General features: G+C 66.7%; 14 protein-coding genes, 1 other RNA gene and 2 pseudogenes. 8 read left to right on the forward strand and 9 right to left on the reverse strand.

What is annotated here, in order from left to right:
- Window positions 1-30: 30 nt before the first annotated feature.
- Together T428_RS0101490 and T428_RS24980 are read right to left on the reverse strand one after the other, a co-directional pair.
- On the reverse strand, window positions 31-225 hold the full coding sequence (locus T428_RS0101490; RefSeq protein ID WP_025735076.1) for a ferredoxin: 195 nt from the start codon (window positions 223-225) through the stop codon (window positions 31-33).
- Window positions 222-1387, reverse strand: a pseudogene (locus T428_RS24980) (cytochrome P450). Before T428_RS24980 ends, T428_RS0101490 begins: the two are co-directional and overlap by 4 nt.
- A 121-nt stretch (window positions 1388-1508) precedes the next feature.
- Between T428_RS24980 and rnpB the strand changes: the two are divergent.
- Window positions 1509-1918: RNase P RNA component class A (gene rnpB, locus T428_RS30900), an RNA gene on the forward strand.
- Between the two features lie 75 nt (window positions 1919-1993).
- Here the strand turns inward: rnpB and T428_RS0101500 are convergent.
- The gene (locus T428_RS0101500) at window positions 1994-3580 is read right to left on the reverse strand and encodes a CYTH and CHAD domain-containing protein (protein WP_036466788.1); all 1587 of its coding nucleotides are present in this window, start codon (window positions 3578-3580) and stop codon (window positions 1994-1996) included.
- A gap of 166 nt (window positions 3581-3746) precedes the next feature.
- Window positions 3747-3989 (reverse strand): hypothetical protein, encoded by a 243-nt coding sequence (locus tag T428_RS0101505; protein ID WP_025735078.1) that lies wholly within the window; start codon window positions 3987-3989, stop codon window positions 3747-3749.
- 125 nt (window positions 3990-4114) lie between these two features.
- On the opposite strand from T428_RS0101505, the gene T428_RS0101510 reads away from it, so the two are divergent.
- Window positions 4115-4465 carry a heme-binding protein gene (locus T428_RS0101510; RefSeq protein ID WP_025735079.1) on the forward strand — a complete coding sequence of 117 codons (351 nt, stop codon included), beginning with the start codon at window positions 4115-4117 and terminating at the stop codon, window positions 4463-4465.
- A 1-nt stretch (window position 4466) separates the two neighbouring features.
- Here the strand turns inward: T428_RS0101510 and panB are convergent, their stop codons facing one another.
- Window positions 4467-5306: a 3-methyl-2-oxobutanoate hydroxymethyltransferase gene (gene panB, locus T428_RS0101515; RefSeq protein WP_025735080.1), complete on the reverse strand. Its 840-nt coding sequence runs from the start codon at window positions 5304-5306 to the stop codon at window positions 4467-4469.
- 257 nt (window positions 5307-5563) lie between these two features.
- Between panB and T428_RS0101520 the strand changes: the two genes are divergently transcribed.
- Window positions 5564-7120: an alpha/beta hydrolase gene (locus T428_RS0101520; RefSeq protein WP_025735081.1), complete on the forward strand. Its 1557-nt coding sequence runs from the start codon at window positions 5564-5566 to the stop codon at window positions 7118-7120.
- Between the two features lie 84 nt (window positions 7121-7204).
- Window positions 7205-8770 carry an alpha/beta hydrolase gene (locus T428_RS0101525; protein WP_025735082.1) on the forward strand — a complete coding sequence of 522 codons (1566 nt, stop codon included), beginning with the start codon at window positions 7205-7207 and terminating at the stop codon, window positions 8768-8770.
- A 12-nt stretch (window positions 8771-8782) separates the two neighbouring features.
- On the opposite strand, the gene T428_RS0101530 is transcribed toward T428_RS0101525, so the two are convergent.
- Complete coding sequence (locus T428_RS0101530; RefSeq protein ID WP_025735083.1) at window positions 8783-8980, reverse strand: hypothetical protein; 198 nt, start codon at window positions 8978-8980, stop codon at window positions 8783-8785.
- 248 nt (window positions 8981-9228) lie between these two features.
- Between T428_RS0101530 and glnA the strand changes: the two genes are divergently transcribed.
- The 4 genes and pseudogenes from glnA to T428_RS24985 all read left to right on the forward strand — a co-directional run bounded on the left by glnA (window position 9229) and on the right by T428_RS24985 (window position 15102).
- Window positions 9229-10569, forward strand: a complete 1341-nt coding sequence (gene glnA, locus T428_RS0101535; protein ID WP_025735084.1) for a type I glutamate--ammonia ligase — start codon at window positions 9229-9231, stop codon at window positions 10567-10569.
- Between the two features lie 50 nt (window positions 10570-10619).
- A complete protein-coding gene (locus T428_RS0101540; protein ID WP_025735085.1) occupies window positions 10620-13604 on the forward strand; it encodes a bifunctional [glutamine synthetase] adenylyltransferase/[glutamine synthetase]-adenylyl-L-tyrosine phosphorylase in 2985 nt (994 codons plus the stop codon).
- Window positions 13601-14272 (forward strand): PaaI family thioesterase, encoded by a 672-nt coding sequence (locus T428_RS0101545; RefSeq protein WP_025735086.1) that lies wholly within the window; start codon window positions 13601-13603, stop codon window positions 14270-14272. The genes T428_RS0101540 and T428_RS0101545 overlap by 4 nt, the downstream gene beginning before the upstream one ends.
- Window positions 14242-15102: pseudogene (locus T428_RS24985) on the forward strand (TIGR03619 family F420-dependent LLM class oxidoreductase). Before T428_RS0101545 ends, T428_RS24985 begins: the two are co-directional and overlap by 31 nt.
- Before the next feature lie 120 nt (window positions 15103-15222).
- Here the strand turns inward: T428_RS24985 and T428_RS30860 are convergent.
- The 3 genes from T428_RS30860 to T428_RS30865 form a co-directional block, all read right to left on the reverse strand.
- Window positions 15223-16083, reverse strand: coding sequence for a class I SAM-dependent methyltransferase (locus T428_RS30860; RefSeq protein WP_025735087.1), 861 nt, complete (start codon window positions 16081-16083; stop codon window positions 15223-15225).
- Window positions 16084-16269: 186 nt separating this feature from the next.
- Window positions 16270-16605, reverse strand: a complete 336-nt coding sequence (locus T428_RS35230; protein ID WP_084298580.1) for a hypothetical protein — start codon at window positions 16603-16605, stop codon at window positions 16270-16272.
- Window positions 16602-17129 (reverse strand): acyl-CoA dehydrogenase family protein, encoded by a 528-nt coding sequence (locus tag T428_RS30865; RefSeq protein WP_051465091.1) that lies wholly within the window; start codon window positions 17127-17129, stop codon window positions 16602-16604. Before T428_RS30865 ends, T428_RS35230 begins: the two co-directional genes overlap by 4 nt.
- Between the last annotated feature and the right edge of the window lie 26 nt (window positions 17130-17155).

Genomic DNA, 17155 nt, shown 5'->3' on the forward strand with positions numbered 1-17155 from the left:
CGAAAATGGGAGCGTCGGCGCAGGGGGGCGTCAGCGCAACAACGTGATCGCGTGCTCGGGGCAGTTCTTCTCCCCGATCGCGGCCTGCTCTTCGAGCTCACCGGAGACGTCCTCGACGAGCACCACACAGTGGCCGACGTCGTCGGCGTCGAAGACCTCGGGCGCCAGGCTGTAGCAGCGCCCGTGGCCGGTGCACAGGTCGGCGTCGACCGCCACGCGAGTCATGAGACTGCGAAGATCAGCGGCAGCGATTCCACTGATCTGAGCGCCGCCGTATAGGTCAGTTGGGTGCCGGGCTTGATCTCGTAATCCGGTATGCGCCGATGGAATTCGCGCAACGCCACCCGCAGCTCCATCCGCGCCAGATGCGATCCCAGGAAACGATGCGGGCCGCCACCGAACGCGCGGTGCCGGTTGGGGTTGCGGGTGAAATCCACCACTTCGGGGTCAGGAAACTCGGCGGGGTCGGTGTTGGCCGCGCCGAGCAACGGGCTGACCCGCTCGCCTTTGCTGATCGGGCATCCGCCCACCTCGACGTCTTGCATCGCGACCCGGGCGACACCGGGAACCGGTGTCTCTTAACGCAACAACTCTTCGACCGCGTGCGGCAGCACAGCGGGCTGCTCGACGAGTTGACGACGGTGCTCGGGGTGACGCGCCAGATAGACGAAGAAGCAATCCAGCGAGTCGGTGACGGTGTCCAGGCCGGCGATCAGGAACAGGAAGCAGATGTCGAGCAGCTCCTCGCGCGACAACGTTCGGCCCTCGGCGGTCAGGTTGGCCGCGATCATCGCGGACAGCACGTCGTCGCGTGGGTTGGCGATGTGGTCGTCGATGGCCCGCTCGAAGTAGTCGTAGATCTGTTGTGCCACCGGGGCCGAACTTTCGTGCCGGTGGTTGAAACCGGCGTCGCCTTCGGGGCGGATCACGGCGTCTTTCCATGGTCGAGGTCTGCCAGTGGCAGGCCGAGCAGTTGCAGGAAGACGGTGCACGGCAGCGGAACCGCGAACTCGGCGTGGAAGTCGCATTCGCCCCGCCCGGCGAAGCGATCGATCATCTCGTTCACCAGCTCGGTGACGCGCGGTTCGCGGCGGGCCATCTCCCGCGGGGTGAACAGCGGGTCGAGGACGCGCCGATATTTCGCATGCTCGGGAGGATCGATTTGCAGCGGAATCAGCGGCCGGATGTTGCCGAGGTTGACCGCATCCATGTTCGACGAGAACAGCTCAGTGTGCTTGAGCGCCATCTCGATGTCGGCGAGACGGCTGAGCACCACCGCCTGGTCCGACCGGAACACCGGGCTCGATTCGCGCAGCGCCTTGTACATGGGCTGCGGCTCCGCGATTCCCATCATCGTCTGATCGAAGAACCCTTGGGCTTCTGTCATGCGGTCAGCGTGCACCAACTTCTTATTTAAGCAATGATGCTAACAATTGGGCAATAGCGTGCGGGCGCGTGCTCGGGGCGCTGGCCAGGAGGTTGACCAGCGAGTACCGTGTTCGTGCGGACGAGTTGGCCGGGCGGCCGCGGCTCGCGCTCGTAGAGCGACGGGTCGAGGAAAGTCCGGACTTCACAGAGCAGGGTGATTGCCAACAGCAATCCGAGGCGACTCGCGGGAAAGTGCCACAGAAAACAGACCGCCACCCTCGCGGTGGTAAGGGTGAAACGGTGCGGTAAGAGCGCACCAGCATCCCGGGTGACCGGGGTGGCTCGGCAAACCCCACCCGAAGCAAGGTCAAGAAGGCCGCACCGAAAGGTGCGGCCGCGCAGGCGATTGAGGGTTGCTCGCCCGAGTCTGCGGGTAGGCCGCTTGAGGCCCCCGGCGACGGTGTGTCCAGATGGATGGTCGCCGCCCCACCGCCGTTGCTTACGCGGCGGCGGTGGGGAACAGAATCCGGCTTACAGGCCAACTCGCCCGCCCTCAGCGCGAAACTGTAACTGGCAACCCATCGCCCGAGAGGCGGCGTCGCCAGTTACAGCCTCGCGCCGTAGGTCAGCGTGCCTTTTTCACCGACTTGTCGAGCTTGCGCAGCGCCTCGTCGAGTTGCTGACGGCAGCTCTCGGCCAGGTCGGCCTCCTGCTGGTAAAGCAGGCCGTAGGTGAAGGTGTCTTCGCCCGCCGCGTACGCGGCGTCGGCCTGCTGAATCAGATGCTCGCGGCTGACGACGCTGTCCTGGTGATCGCCGAGCAGCGACTGGATGGCCTTGGCCTGCTTGGAGACGTCCTCCGCGCCGGTGGCCGCCGCGGTGTAGCGAAGTCGCTTGGCGCGCTTACGAATTACGTGCAGCGCCTCGTCGCGATCGTGCTCCTCGTCGCGATCGTGCTCCTCGTCGTCATGATCCTCGGCGTCGGCCGACGGCTCGGGGTGCTCCTCCTGGGCGGCATGGGCGGCTTCGTCGACTTGGGCCGCGGCCTTGGCGGCCTTGCGTACCTTCTTGTAGGCGGCGTCGATGGTGACCGGCGGCGGCTGCTCGCCGGTTGCGGTGACCGGGCTTTCGGCCACGATCGAATCGAGCGCGTCGAGCAGCCGGAAGTAGCGCAGCGAGCGCATCGCGATCAACGACCGTCGCAACCCGGACTGGTAGCGGCGTTTGGCGCCCTCAACCAGGCGTTCGCGCACCGGTCCACGGACCAGCTCGGGCGACAGCCGGTCCAGCTCTTGCTCGTAGCGCTGCGCGAGCACCTCGGCGTCGCGCGCCACGCCCAAGATGCCGGCGAGCTCGCGCAGTTCGTCGAGCACCCAGGCGTGGGTGTCGTCGGACATTCCCGCTTGGGCATCTTTGAGCAGGCTGCGGATTTTGCGGGTGGTGACCCGCATCTGGTGCACCGAGTCGTAGACGTCGGCGCGCACCGCGCGGTCCCACACCAGCAGCTCGTCGATCTGCTCGGCGATCGCCCGCTGGACCGGATCTTCGGGTGGCTGGGCGCCGTTGGTCGGTTCCGTCGTCCCGAGCACCCGCGCCAGCTTGGAGGCGTGGTTCGCGGGTTGCCCGCCGGCGTCCAGCAACCGGTTGCTCAACCGACTCAGCAGCTCGGTGTCGGCCTCCCCGCGGGATTCGTCGAGCTCGAGTTCCCATTCGCGCCACTCCTGCACGACGGGTTTCGAGTCGGGGTGGTCGGTTGCATTCTCCGCCCACGCGCGGACGTGGTCGTTGCTGAACTCGGCGAAGGGCGCGCCCTCGATGCTGAACAGCACCTGGCCTTCCCGCTGGGTCGTGATCCGGGCAACGGGTTTGAGCGGCCGGTCGCGCACGATCGCCAGCACCACGTCCAGCAATTCACTGGGCATGGTGTCGTCGTTCGTGGAGCCCAGGGGCGTTCGAATCTCGGTACGGGTATCGGGCCCGGCCGGCAGCTTCAGGTGCCAGCCGGCGTCGTGGCCGCCGGTGCGGCGGCGCAGCGTGATATTGTTGCGGGCGAGGTCCTGCGACGGTGTGTCGAAGTACGTCGCGTCCAGCGATTGCGTCGGCAATTTCTCCACCCGACCCACCGTCGCGATGCCTTCGAACGACGGTGTGACCGTGGAATCGGGGACGTCGAACTTGCGCTCCACCTCCAGATGGCGCGAGGGCTCAGGCATTTCTCTTCGGCTCCGTAGGGGGCGCGCCGACGCGGCATGGCATGGTCGTCGACGCTCGTGACTGGCTACCCCTAGCGTGCCACACCACGCTTGCAGCGCCGGCAGCGATCTTTGCTGCGGCGTGTCCGCCACCGCTGGCCTGGGAGAACAAATTTCGCGGGATCGGCTACGGGGGTGGGGGAGGCGGCGGGGTGTCCTCCGGCATCGGCGCGTAATCCGCCGGCGGCGGCACGTAGCGCTGAATGGCGTCGGCGACGTTGGCGCAACCGCTGACCGACACCCGTCGCCCGGTGCCGACGCAGACGGTGGCCTCGGCTTGCCCGGCAGAGTTCGTCGTGACCACGATTCCGGGAATTGAGATGATCGCCAGCACTGCCAGCAGTGCCCCGATCCAGCGGCGTCGATTCATTGCGCAAGCATATCGACCCCCGCGGTCGTCGCGGCGGGATTTTGCTTGTTTTCCACATGAATGGATTTGGTCCACTTATGGTTTGCCTGCGGGTAAGTATCGGATAGCTGATGGAGGAGCTACCAATGGTGTTTTTCGCTCTCGCCACTTCGCGCGCCGTCGCTGCCGGCGCCATCGGCGGCGCAATGCTTTTCGCGTCCGCCGGCGCGGCTCAGGCGGACCCCGAGCCGGCGCCACCGAACTGCACGGCCGCCGATCTCGCCCAGGTTTCGTCGGGTGTCGCCGCCGCGACGTCGGTGTACCTGTTCAGCCATCCGGACGTCAACGCCTACTTCACCGGCCTAAAAGGCCAGCCGCGCAGCGAAATTGGCGATCAGATCAAGCAGTACATGGACGCCAACCCGCAGGCGCACGCTGATCTCGAGGCAATTCGGCAGCCGTTGGCCGATTTCAGGGCCCGCTGCGGAATGCAGTAGCTCAGAAACAGTGTTCGTCGGCGGGGAAAACTCCGCCGGCCACTTCTTCGGCGTATTGGGTAGCGGCCCGGCGCAATTCGTCGCCGACGTTGGCGAATCGCTTGACGAATCGCGCCGACTTGCCGCTGCTCATTCCGGCCATGTCCTGCCAGACCAACACCTGCGCGTCGCAGTTGGGCCCGGCGCCGATCCCGACGGTCGGGATGGTCAGCTTGCCGGTGATCTGGGTGGCCAGTTCGGCGGGCACCATTTCCATGACGACGGCGAACGCGCCGGCTTCGGCGACGGCGATCGCGTCGTGCACGGTCTGTTCCGCGGCGTCGCCGCGGCCCTGAACCTTGAAGCCGCCCAGGCTGTTCACGCTCTGCGGGGTAAAGCCGATGTGGCCCATCACCGGGGTGCCGGCCGCGGTCAGGCAGGCGATCTGGTCGGCGACCCGCTCGCCGCCCTCCAGCTTGACGGCGTGCGCGCCGCCTTCCTTCATGAACCGGGTGGCCGCGGCCAGCGCCGCGGTGGGCCCGGCCTCGTAGCTGCCGAACGGCAGGTCGGCGACGACGAGCGCGTGCGGTGCCCCCCGTACCACCCCGCGAACCAGCGGGATCAGCTCGTCGACGGAGACCGGCACCGTGGTGTCGTAGCCGTACACGACGTTGGCGGCCGAGTCGCCGACCAGCAACACCGGGATGCCGGCGTCGTCGAACACGCGGGCGGTCGAATAGTCGTAGGCCGTGAGCATGGCCCACTTGTGGCCTTCGGCCTTCATCTTCTGCAGGTGATGGGTGCGGACTTTGGTTCGGGGCGCTTTCGACGCGTCTGCACCGTAAACGTTCTGATCAGACATCATTGTCCCTAAATGGTGGTCGGGTCGATCCTCGTGGCCGCATGCGGTCCCCGGGTTCGTCTGACTTGCGCCATTCTGCCATCTCTGCTGCACAGTTGGAACGTCGTGCCGGTGTGAGACGCGCCATGGTCGGCTTCGTCGGGTGTGCGCCGATGGCGGCACTGACGCACACCGAAGCCGCGACCGCACAGGCAACGGCTTCGACTGGCGGTGGCGCTCACGAAAGTCTCAGGTTGTCTCTGGCAGCATGTGTTGACATGAGTCTGACTCGCCGCGACAGGTTCGCGCGCATGCTTGTGGCGTCGACAGCGATCGCTGCCGCGGCGATGGTGTTGGGCGGCTGCGTGCGCGTCGTCGCCGGAAAACCGTTGCTGGCGGGCCCCAAATTGGGCCAGCCGGTGGAATGGACACCGTGCCGGGTCGCCAATGGATCGGTCAAACTTCCCGCCGGCGCCATGTGCGGCAAGCTGGCCGTGCCCGTCGACTACGACCACCCCGGCGGTGACGTCGCCACGCTGGCGATGATTCGCTTCCCCGCGACGGGTGACAAGCTCGGCTCGCTGGTGATCAACCCGGGTGGGCCCGGCGAATCCGGCATCGAAGCCGCACTCGGCGTCGTGCAGACCCTGCCCAAGCGGGTCCGCGAGCGGTTCGACCTGGTCGGGTTCGACCCGCGCGGGGTGGGGTCGTCGCGGCCGGCGATCTGGTGTAACTCCGATGCCGACAACGACCGGCTGCGCACCGAGCCGAACGTCGACTATACCCCGGCCGGCGTCGCGCACATGGAAGACGAGACCAAACAGTTCATCGGCCGCTGCGTGGACAAGATGGGCAAGGACTTTCTGGCCAACGTCGGGACCGTCAACGTTGCCAAGGATCTGGACGCGATCCGTGCGGCCCTCGGCGACGACAAGCTGACCTACCTGGGCTACTCGTACGGCACCCGGATCGGCGCGGCCTACGCCGAAGCCTTCCCGCACAACGTGCGGGCGATGATCCTCGACGGCGCGGTCGACCCCAACGCCGACCCGATCGAGGCGGACCTGCGCCAGGCCAAGGGATTTCAGGACGCGTTCAACAATTACGCCGCCGACTGCGCCAAGCAGCCCAACTGCCCGCTGGGCACCGACCCGACCAAGGCCGTCGAGGTCTACCACAGCCTGATCGATCCGATGGTCGACCCGAACAATCCAATGGTCGGCAGGCCGGTCCCCACCAAGGACCCGCGCGGGCTGAGCTACAGCGACGCCGTCGTGGGCACCATCATGGCGCTCTATTCGCCGACGCTGTGGCACCACCTCACCGACGGCCTGCGGGAGCTGACCGACAACCACGGCGACACGCTGCTGGCCCTGGCCGATATGTACATGCGCCGTGACCAGAAGGGGCACTACTCCAACGCCACCGACGCGCGGGTCGCGATCAACTGTGTCGACCAGCCGCCAGTTACCGACCGCGCCAAGGTAATTGACGAAGATCGCCGCTCCCGCGAGATCGCCCCGTTCATGAGCTACGGCAAGTTCACCGGCGACGCGCCGCTGGGCACCTGCGCGTTCTGGCCGGTGCCGCCCACCAGCAAGCCGCATTCGGTCTCGGCGCCCGGTCTGGCCCCGACCGTCGTGGTGTCGACGACGCACGATCCCGCGACGCCGTACAAGGCCGGCGTCGATCTGGCCAACCAGCTGCGCGGCTCGCTGCTCACCTTCGACGGCACCCAGCACACCGTCGTCTTCCAGGGCGACAGCTGCGTCGACGACTACGTGACGGCGTATCTGATCGGCGGCACCACGCCGCCTAACGGCGCCGAGTGCTAGTGGCCGCCGATCGCTGATCGGCCGCGGCGACGAGACCAAGGCGTGACCGATTCGCGCCGTCACAGGTACCCGAGGCTGCGACGATTGACAGCCATGTCGCGCCTGAGATCGCTGAGCTCGGCGCTGCTGTCGTTAGGCCTCTTGGTTGCCGCGCAACCGGCACTGCCCACCGCCGGAGCAACTCCGACTCCGGAACCGGGTGCCGGTCAGACCCCGAAGCCGGCGCCGCCGGCCATGGCGACGCCGCCGAGCTGGGGCACCTGCAGCCAAATGCTCCCCGACAGCAGCGACCTCCCCACCGCCCAGTGCACCACCGTGTCGGTCCCGGTTGACTACCACAATCCCGCTGGGGCCCAAGCGAAGTTGGCGGTGATCAGGGTGCCGGCAACCGGCCAGCGGATCGGGTCGCTGTTGATCAATCCGGGCGGACCCGGCGGCTCGGCCGTCGACATGGTCGCCGGGTTGGCGCCTGATCTGCAGAACACCGACATCAGCCGCCACTTCGATCTGGTCGGATTCGATCCGCGCGGGGTAGGCCACTCCACGCCGTCACTACGCTGCCGCACCGACGCCGAGTTCGACGCCTATCGGACCGAACCGATGGTCGATTACAGCCCGGCGGGGGTGGCGCACATCGAGCAGATCTATCGGCAGCTGGCGTCCGAATGCGTGAGCCGGATGGGCAAAGACTTCTTGGCCAACATCGGCACCGCGTCGGTCGCGCGCGACATGGACATGGTGCGTCAGGCACTCGGTGAGCAGCAGATCAACTACCTCGGCTTCAGCTACGGCACCGAGTTGGGCACCACCTACCTGGAGCATTTCGCCGACCACGTGCGCACGATGGTGCTCGACGGCGCGATCGACCCGACCGTCGACCCGATTCAGGAAAACATCAGTCAGACCGCCGGATTCCAAACGGCTTTCAACGACTACGCCGCGGACTGTGCGCGCTCGCCGGCCTGCCCGCTGGGCACCGACCCCACCCAGTTCGTCAACCGCTACCACGCGCTGATTGACCCGCTGGTCACCAAGCCGGGCCGCACCTCGGACCCGCGCGGCCTGAGCTACGCCGACGCGACCACCGGCACGATCAACGCCCTATACACCCCGCAGCATTGGAAATACCTGACCAGCGGTCTGCTCGGGCTGCAGCGCGGCACCGATGCGGGCGACCTGCTGCTGCTCGCCGACGACTATCAGGGCCGCGACAAGCAAGGGCATTACGACAACGACCAGGATGCGTTCAACGCCGTCCGCTGTGTCGACGCGCCGGCGCCCACGGATCCGACCACCTGGATATCCGCCGATCGACAGATCCGCCAGGCCGCGCCGTTTTTGAGCTACGGGCAATTCACCGGCGACGCGCCCCGCGATCTGTGCGCGCTGTGGCCGGTGCCGGCGACGTCGGCGCCGCACACCGCCCCGGCGATGCCGGCCGACAAGGTCGTCGTCGTCTCCACCACGCACGACCCGGCAACGCCGTATCAGGCGGGCGTGAGCCTGGCCCGGCAGCTAGGCGCCCCGTTGGTCACCTACGACGGCACCCAGCACACCGCGGTGTTCGGCGGCAACCAGTGCGTGGACGGCACGATCATGCGCTATTTCATGACGGGCACACCGCCGCCGGCGTTGGTCTGCCGGCCCTGAGCCACCCGCGTCTTACCGGGTCAACGCGTCCTGCAGGCCCTGATTGATCCGGTCCTCGGTCGTCTGACCGGGGTCCGGCGGCGGGGCCTGGCAGGTACAGCTGAGGTCGTTGAACACCGGATCGGCCAGCACGGGTGCGGCTTGGCTCACGGCCTGTCCCCGCGCGACGCCCGCACCGATAGTTCCGACGGCCAGAAGTTTGGTGAACACGATCGATACCTCCTGCTAAAACACTCGCAATAGGTAACCAGTTTAGCGGGTTGCATATTTCGGGCCGGGAACGGCGGTGGTGCGAGTCCGTTGCGATTGGGCGCGGGGCGACACGCCAGGCGTCTCGCAACGGTGAGGGTTGCCGGGGCGCCGTGCGGAGCCGTTTGTGCTGGTGGCTGTAACAGCGGTGCCGAGCACTAAGCACCCGTGTAACACAGAATTAACAGCAATTGCCTACTGTTCGTTGTATGGATCGACAGAAGGAATTCGTTCTCCGCACGCTGGAGGAACGCGACATTCGCTTCGTCCGGCTGTGGTTCACGGACGTGCTCGGTTACCTGAAGTCGGTCGCCATCGCCCCGGCCGAACTCGAGGGCGCTTTCGAAGAAGGCATCGGGTTCGACGGATCTTCGATCGAGGGCTTTTCGCGCGTCTCGGAATCCGACACCGTGGCCAACCCCGACCCGTCGACCTTCCAGGTGCTGCCCTGGGCCTCGCCCAGCGGCCACCACCATTCCGCGCGGATGTTCTGCGACATCACCATGCCGGACGGGTCGCCGTCGTGGGCCGATCCGCGGCATGTGCTGCGCCGCCAGCTGCAGAAGGCCAACGACCTCGGCTTCTCCTGCTACGTGCACCCCGAGATCGAATTCTTCTTGCTGAAGCCCGGCCCCAACGACGGCACGCCGCCGGTGCCCGTCGACAACGCCGGCTACTTCGACCAGGCGATCCACGACTCGGCGTCCAACTTCCGCCGGCACGCCATCGAGGCCCTCGAATTCATGGGCATCTCAGTGGAGTTCAGCCACCACGAGGGCGCACCCGGCCAGCAGGAGATCGACCTGCGTTTCGCCGACGCGCTGTCCATGGCCGACAACGTGATGACGTTCCGTTACGTCATCAAAGAAGTCGCGATCGAAAACGGGGCGCGGGCGTCGTTCATGCCCAAGCCATTCGGCGAACACCCCGGCTCGGCGATGCACACCCACATGAGCCTGTTCGAGGGCGACGTCAACGCCTTCCACAGCCCGGACGACCCGCTGCAGCTTTCCGACGTGGGCAAGTCGTTCATCGCCGGGATCCTCGAGCACGCCTCGGAGATCAGCGCGGTCACCAACCAATGGGTCAACTCCTACAAGCGCCTGGTGCACGGCGGCGAGGCGCCGACCGCGGCGTCGTGGGGTGCGGCCAACCGGTCCGCCCTGGTGCGGGTGCCGATGTACACCCCGCACAAGACGTCGTCGCGGCGCATCGAAGTTCGCAGCCCCGACTCCGCGTGCAACCCGTATCTGGCGTTCGCCGTGCTGCTGGCCGCCGGGCTGCGCGGGGTCGAGAAGGGCTACGTGCTGGGCCCGCAGGCCGAGGACAACGTCTGGGATCTCACTCCCGAAGAGCGCCGCACGATGGGTTACCGCGAGCTGCCCACCAGCCTCGACAGCGCGCTGCACGCCATGGAGGCCTCCGAGCTCGTCGCGGAAACGTTGGGGGAGCACGTCTTTGACTTCTTCCTGCGCAACAAGCGCACGGAGTGGGCGAATTACCGCAGCCATGTCACGCCCTACGAGCTGAGCACCTACCTGTCGCTGTAGCTCACAGCGGCTGCCGGCTGGTCTGAGAGATCGGCGGCTTGCGCTACCGTTTGGTCGTGACCAAACCCACTACCGAGCGTCCCCGGCTGCCCAGCGTCGGCCGGCTCGGTTTGGTCGATCCGCGCGCGGTTGACCTTCTGGCGCAACTGGGCTGGACGGCCCACGACGACAAGGCGCACGTCGACCTGCTGTGGGCGTTGTCGCGGGCACCCGACCCCGACGCCGCGCTGCGGGCGCTCGTGCGGCTCGCGGAGAACCCGGACACCGGGTGGACTGAGCTGAACGCCGCGCTGCTGCGCGAACGCCCGCTGCGGGGGCGACTGTTCTCGGTGCTGGGTTCGTCGCTGGCCCTGGGCGACCACCTGGTCGCCAACCCGCGGTCGTGGAAGCTGCTGCGGAGCAAGGTGAAACTGCCGACTCGCGACGAGCTGCACGACGCGTTCATCGGCTGCGTCGAAGACGCGTTGGCCGTGCCGAATTCGGTGGTGCCCCGGCTGTCCGCCTTGTATCGCGACCACCTGCTGGTGCTGGCGGCGCTGGACCTGGCCGCGACGGTCGAGGACGAACCGGTGCTGCCGATTCCGTTGGTGGGCGCGCAGCTGGCCGACACCGCCGACGCGGTGCTGGCGGCCTCGCTGCGGGCTGCGGAGGCGACCGTGTGCGGCGACCGGACGCAGCCCCGGCTGGCGGTCATCGCGATGGGCAAATGCGGTGCCCGCGAGTTGAACTACGTCAGCGACGTCGACATCATCTTCGTCGCCGAGCAGGCCGACTCGCTGTCCACTCGGGTGGCCACCGAGATGATGCGGGTGGCGTCGACGGCATGCTTTCAGGTCGATGCCGGGCTGCGTCCGGAAGGCCGCAGCGGTGAGCTGGTCCGCACGGTCGAATCCCACGTCGCCTATTACAAGCGCTGGGCGAAAACCTGGGAGTTCCAGGCGCTGCTGAAGGCCCGCGCCGCCGTCGGCGATGGGGAACTCGGCAAGCGCTATCTCGACGAGCTGATGCCGATGGTCTGGATCGCCTGTGAGCGTGAGGACTTCGTGGTCGAAGTGCAGGCGATGCGCCGGCGGGTGGAGCAGCTGGTGCCGTCGGAGGTGCGCGCCCGCGAGCTCAAGCTGGGCAGCGGCGGGCTGCGCGATGTCGAGTTCGCCGTGCAGCTGCTGCAGTTGGTGCACGGTCGCAGCGACGAGTCCCTGCACGTGGCGTCGACGGTCGATGCGCTGGCGGCGTTGGGCGAGGGCGGTTATGTCGGCCGCGAGGACGCCGCGAACCTGACCGCCTCGTACGAGTTTCTGCGGTTGCTCGAGCACCGGCTGCAGCTGCAGCGGCTCAAGCGCACACATCTGCTGCCGGAGGCCGACGACGAGGAGGCGGTGCGCTGGCTGGCCCGCGCGGCCCACATTCGTCCGGATGGCCGACACGATGCGGCCGGGGTACTGCGTGAGGAGCTCAAGCACCAGAACGTGCGGGTATCCCAGCTGCACGCCAAGCTCTTCTACCAGCCGCTGCTGGAATCGATCGGGCCGCGGGGCCTAGAGATCTCGCACGGCATGACGTCGGAGGCCGCCGAGCGCCAGCTGGCCGCGCTGGGCTACGAGGGGCCGCAGACCGCGCTGAAACACATGTCCGCGTTGGTCAATCAGAGCGGTCGTCGCGGGCGAGTGCAGTCGGTGCTGCTGCCCAGGCTGCTGAACTGGATGTCGTACACGCCGGATCCCGACGCCGGGCTGCTGGCTTACCGGCGGCTGTCGGAGGCGCTGGCGTCGGAGACGTGGTACCTGTCCACACTGCGCGACAAGCCCGCGGTGGCCAGGCGGCTGATGAACGTGCTGGGGACTTCCGCCTATGTGCCCGACCTATTGATGCGCGCGCCCAGGGTGATTCAGGACTACGCCGACGGGCCGGGCGGACCCAAGTTGCTGGAGACCGAGCCCGCCGCGGTGGCCCGCGCCCTGATCGCCTCGATGGCCCGCCACCAGGACCCGGTGCGGGCCATCGCCGCCGCCCGCACGCTGCGCCGCCGGGAGCTGGCCCGCATCGGCTCGGCCGACCTGCTCGGCATGCTCGAGGTCCGCGAGGTGTGCGAGGCGCTCACGTCGGTGTGGGTGGCTGTGCTGCAGGCGGCGCTGGACGCGCTGATCCGGGTCAACCTGCCCGAGGACGGCCACCCGCCCGCGACCATTTCCGTGATCGGGATGGGCCGGTTGGGCGGAGCCGAACTCGGCTACGGCTCCGACGCCGACGTGATGTTCGTCTGCGAACCGGCCAGCGGCGTCGAGGATTCCGTGGCGGTCAAATGGGCGACGTCGATCGCCGAGCAGCTGCGCACCCTGCTCGGAACGCCCAGCGTCGACCCGCCCCTGGAGGTCGACGCCAACCTGCGACCCGAGGGCCGCAGCGGCGCGCTGGTCCGCACCCTGGACTCCTACACCGCCTACTACGATCAGTGGGCTCAGCCGTGGGAGATTCAGGCGCTGTTGCGGGCACACGCGGTGGCCGGCGACGAGGATTTGGGCCAGCGCTTCCTGCTGATGGCCGACAAGACGCGCTATCCACCCGACGGTGTGTCCGCCGAGGCGGTGCACGAGATCCGCCGGATCAAGGCCCGCATCGAATCCGAGCGTTTGCCGTGCGGCGCCGACCCCAAGACGCACACCAAGCTGGGCCGCGGGGGACTGGCCGACATCGAGTGGACGGTCCAGTTGCTGCAACTGCAGCACGCGCACGAGATCCCGGCGCTGCACAACACCTCGACGCTGGAATCGCTCGACGTGATCGCCGAGACCGGGCTGGTGCCCGCCGACGAGGTGGAGCTGCTGCGCCAGGCCTGGTTGACCGCCACCCGGGCGCGCAACGCGCTGGTGTTGGTGCGGGGCAAGCCGACCGACCAGTTACCGGGGCCCGGACGTCAACTCAATGCCGTCGCGGTCGCGGCCGGCTGGCACAACGATGATGGAAGTGAGTTCTTGGACAACTATTTGCGGGTGACGAGACGGGCGAAAGCGGTGGTGCGCAAGGTGTTCGGGAGTTGAGCATGGAGGCCGGCGCATTCGACGCGATGTTCGAGGTGCTCAGCACCGCGGAGGCAGATCGGGTGACGAACCGCTACGCGCCGTTGGCCGACGCGGTTCGCGAACTCATCGACGCCACCATCCGGACCGAGGCCGACGACGACGTCGTCGACAACGCGTGCAACGAGATTCGTGCCGTCACCCAGCAGCTGCGCCGGCGGACCAGGCCGGTCGGGGTGAGCTTTCGCGTCGACGGCCGTTCACTGCCGTTGGGCAACGCCGTGGTCGGTCTGTGCAACCCGATCGCCCCACCGCTCGTGGTCCAACACGACGGCGAAGTGCGCTGCCACAGCGAGTTCGTGTTGGGATGCGCCTGCGAGGGGCCGCCCGGACTGGTGCACGGCGGCGTCAGCGCACTGGTGCACGACCACCTGCTCGGCGAGGCGGCCAGCGACGGATTGTCCAAGGCGCGCTTCACCGGAACCATCAGCGTCAAGTGCCTGAGCGGCACCCCGCTGGGCCCACTCCGTTGCGACGCGTGGATCGACTGCGCCAAGGGCGTGAAAGTTTTTGCCAAGGGCACTATTTCGGATGCTGAAGGCGTGACCGTGGAGGCCGATGGCGTCTTCATCGAACCGGCATGGGCGCGCGACGGGCAATTAAGTTCTACATCAGCAGCGCATTCCTGAACACCCGGGAGATCATCGAGATCGCCAAGGCTGCCGACGAACTCGGCTACGACGGCATCGGCATCCCCGATCATGTGGTGAACCTGGAGACCCTGGAAACGCCGTACCCGTACACCAGAGACGGCCAGCGCCGCTGGCAGCCGTTCAGCGACTGGCTCGACCCGTGGGTGCTTTCCGGCGCGCTGGCTCAGGTCACCAGCCGGCTGCGATTCGTTACCACGGTCTACATTCCGGCGATGCGCAATCCGTATTCGGCGGCCAAAGCCATTGGCACCGCAGCGGTTTTGGCGTCGGGACGCATCGAACTCGGTATCGGAGTCGGCTGGTGCCGCGAGGAATTCGCGTTGATGGGCGAACAATTCGATGCCCGGGGCAAGCGCACCGACGAAATGATTCGGTTGATGCGGGAGCTGTGGTCGCCTGGCTGGAGCGAGTTCGACGGCGAGTTCTATAAGACGCCTCGATTAGAGATGCGGCCGACTCCGCCGCCGATCCCGGTCTACGTCGGCGGGCTCAGCGACGCCGCCTTGCGCCGCGCCGCGCGCAACGACGGCTGGATCGGTGATCTGATCAAGACCGACCGTGCCATCGAAGCGGTGGGCAAGATCCGCGAGCTGCGCGCTTAAAATGGTTTGACCATGGACGATTTCACAATTCTGACGCCGTTGACCGACGCCTTCACCACCGCCGACTATCAACGCGTCGCCGACGCCGGTATCACCGGCATCATCACGATGCCGTGGATGTTCTACTCGGGACCCGACGCGTCGCTCGACGACAAGATCGACGGCATGCAGCGCTTCCGCAAGGATCTCACGCTCGGCAGCTAGCTAGGTGAGTCACGTGGGCCATAACAGTCTGTCCTGCCCTGTAGGCGATTTGCTTCTGGGTCCCGGCTGCCGAGCCGAATTCGGTTGTCGACTGCGGGGCGATCGGCGGGGCGAGTCCATTCATCTTGTGGCAGAAGCGGATTCAACGGCCGCGCTCAGCGGATGCGCGGGTCGACGACCCCAGCCGCCGACCACCGTCGGCAACGTGAACACCGCGTTGGTGGATCGCAGGGCGGGGTCGAGGCGCTGCTCGAGGGTGTCGACGTCGAGTTCGTCGGCGGTGACAACACCCGAAGCCAGTATGGTGCCCTCGATTGTGCGCACCAGCTCAATGAGGCGCCCAAGTGCATGTCGATCCTCGGGTGGGAAATAGGCTTGAATTCCCATCGATCCGACAGCTTCGAGGTCCAGCTGCCGAAATAACAGTGGGAAGCGCATTCCGATGAATGGATCTACCTCGGCGTAGCGGAAACCGGCCTCCAGCCAATGAATTACCTGCGAGAACAGGGGGACTTCGGGAAGAGAGCGACAGTTGCCGGCATCGAAGTCGACGGCCACGAGCACGCCTCCCGGCCTCAGGTTGCACACCTGATGTGCCAGCACATCGCCAGCATCAGGAAGATGCGTCAGCAATAGTCGGCAGACCACGGCGTCGAATGGCTCCTCGGTGGTGAAGGTTCGTGCGTCGCCCCGGCGGAAGACCACATTGGTGGGGCCCATCTTGGCGCGCCGCCCTTCGGCGACGGCGATCTGCGCGGGGTCTTGCTCAAGGCCGACGACGAATCCGTCGGGTCCAACCATCTCGGCCAGTTGAAACGACACATCGCCGGGACCCGAGCCGAGATCGAGCGCTCGCATGCCCCGTCGGATTCCTCCACGCTGCAGTACGAGAGCGGTCGATTCGGCTAGGTTTGCAGCTTGAGCCTTTAGCCGGTTGATCTCGTTATCATCTTTTCCCAGAACGTATTTGAACTGATTCACATTGCTTCCTAGAACGTATTTGATTGACCCACACTGCTCGGCGCCCGCAGAGCGTCAGTCGCGAGGCAGAGTCTCTCCTTGTGGTGGCGTTCTCTTCGATGGTGCGCGTCGCATCACCGCCCTTGTCGGTCATCTGAACCGAAGCGGCTGAGGCGCGCGTTTGAAACAGAAACTCGGCTAAGCGATTTAAAGGGGGATCACCATCGGTTCATCGCTGCCCAGGAGCACCCGGCCGTATACCTCGGCGCTGATCGAATGATTGGCAACGGCATGGCTGCTCGCCATTTCACTGTCGCGCCATATCCGTAGCAGCGGACTGGACTCGGCAAGCGCGGAACTGCCTGCGACCGCGATCAATTCACGAATTGCTTCACGCGCCTCGACGATCCCGCATGTCAGCTCATCCGCGTGCGCGCGCGCTCCAGCAACGAAGGGCGGACAAGCGCGCGGCCCGCACGGTCCATCTCCTGGGCAACGGTCAGCACCAGCGCTTCGGCCGTGTCGATGGATGACGCCGCTCACGCAACAGCGAGATGCACGGTCGGCACTTTCGACTGCCGGGTGTACGTGGTTGCGCTGACCCCACGGCGGGCTGCGTTGTCGATCACCAGTTCCAGTGCAGCCCGGGCCAACCCGAGTTGCGGTCCGGCGAGATCACTCAACGCTCCCAGCATCATCGGCACATGGAACGGGGCCTCATCCGAAAATGGGGTATCGATCTCCCCGTCCTGAACCGCGTCAAGGGAGATCGTCCGGTGGGCCGGCACGGTGACTCCACCGGTCACCACCGTGTTCGACGCGGTACCCCGCATGCCCATTACGTGCCAAGTGTCTTCGATCTCGACTTGGCCGCGCGGGACCAGCGCCACGACCGCCGACGGTTGCCCGTCGGGACCGTCGAGACGGGCACCTAGGAGCACCCAGTCGGCGTGCTCGACGCCTGAGCAGTACGGCCAGCGGCCGCTGATGCGGTACCCGTCGTCGACGATCTCCGCGGTGCCCGATGGTGGAACGGCGACCGCGACTGTGGTGTCAGCGCCGTGCACCCAAACATCGCGCTGGCCTGCTCATT

The organism is Mycobacterium genavense ATCC 51234, assembly GCF_000526915.1.
GTDB lineage: Bacteria > Actinomycetota > Actinomycetes > Mycobacteriales > Mycobacteriaceae > Mycobacterium > Mycobacterium genavense.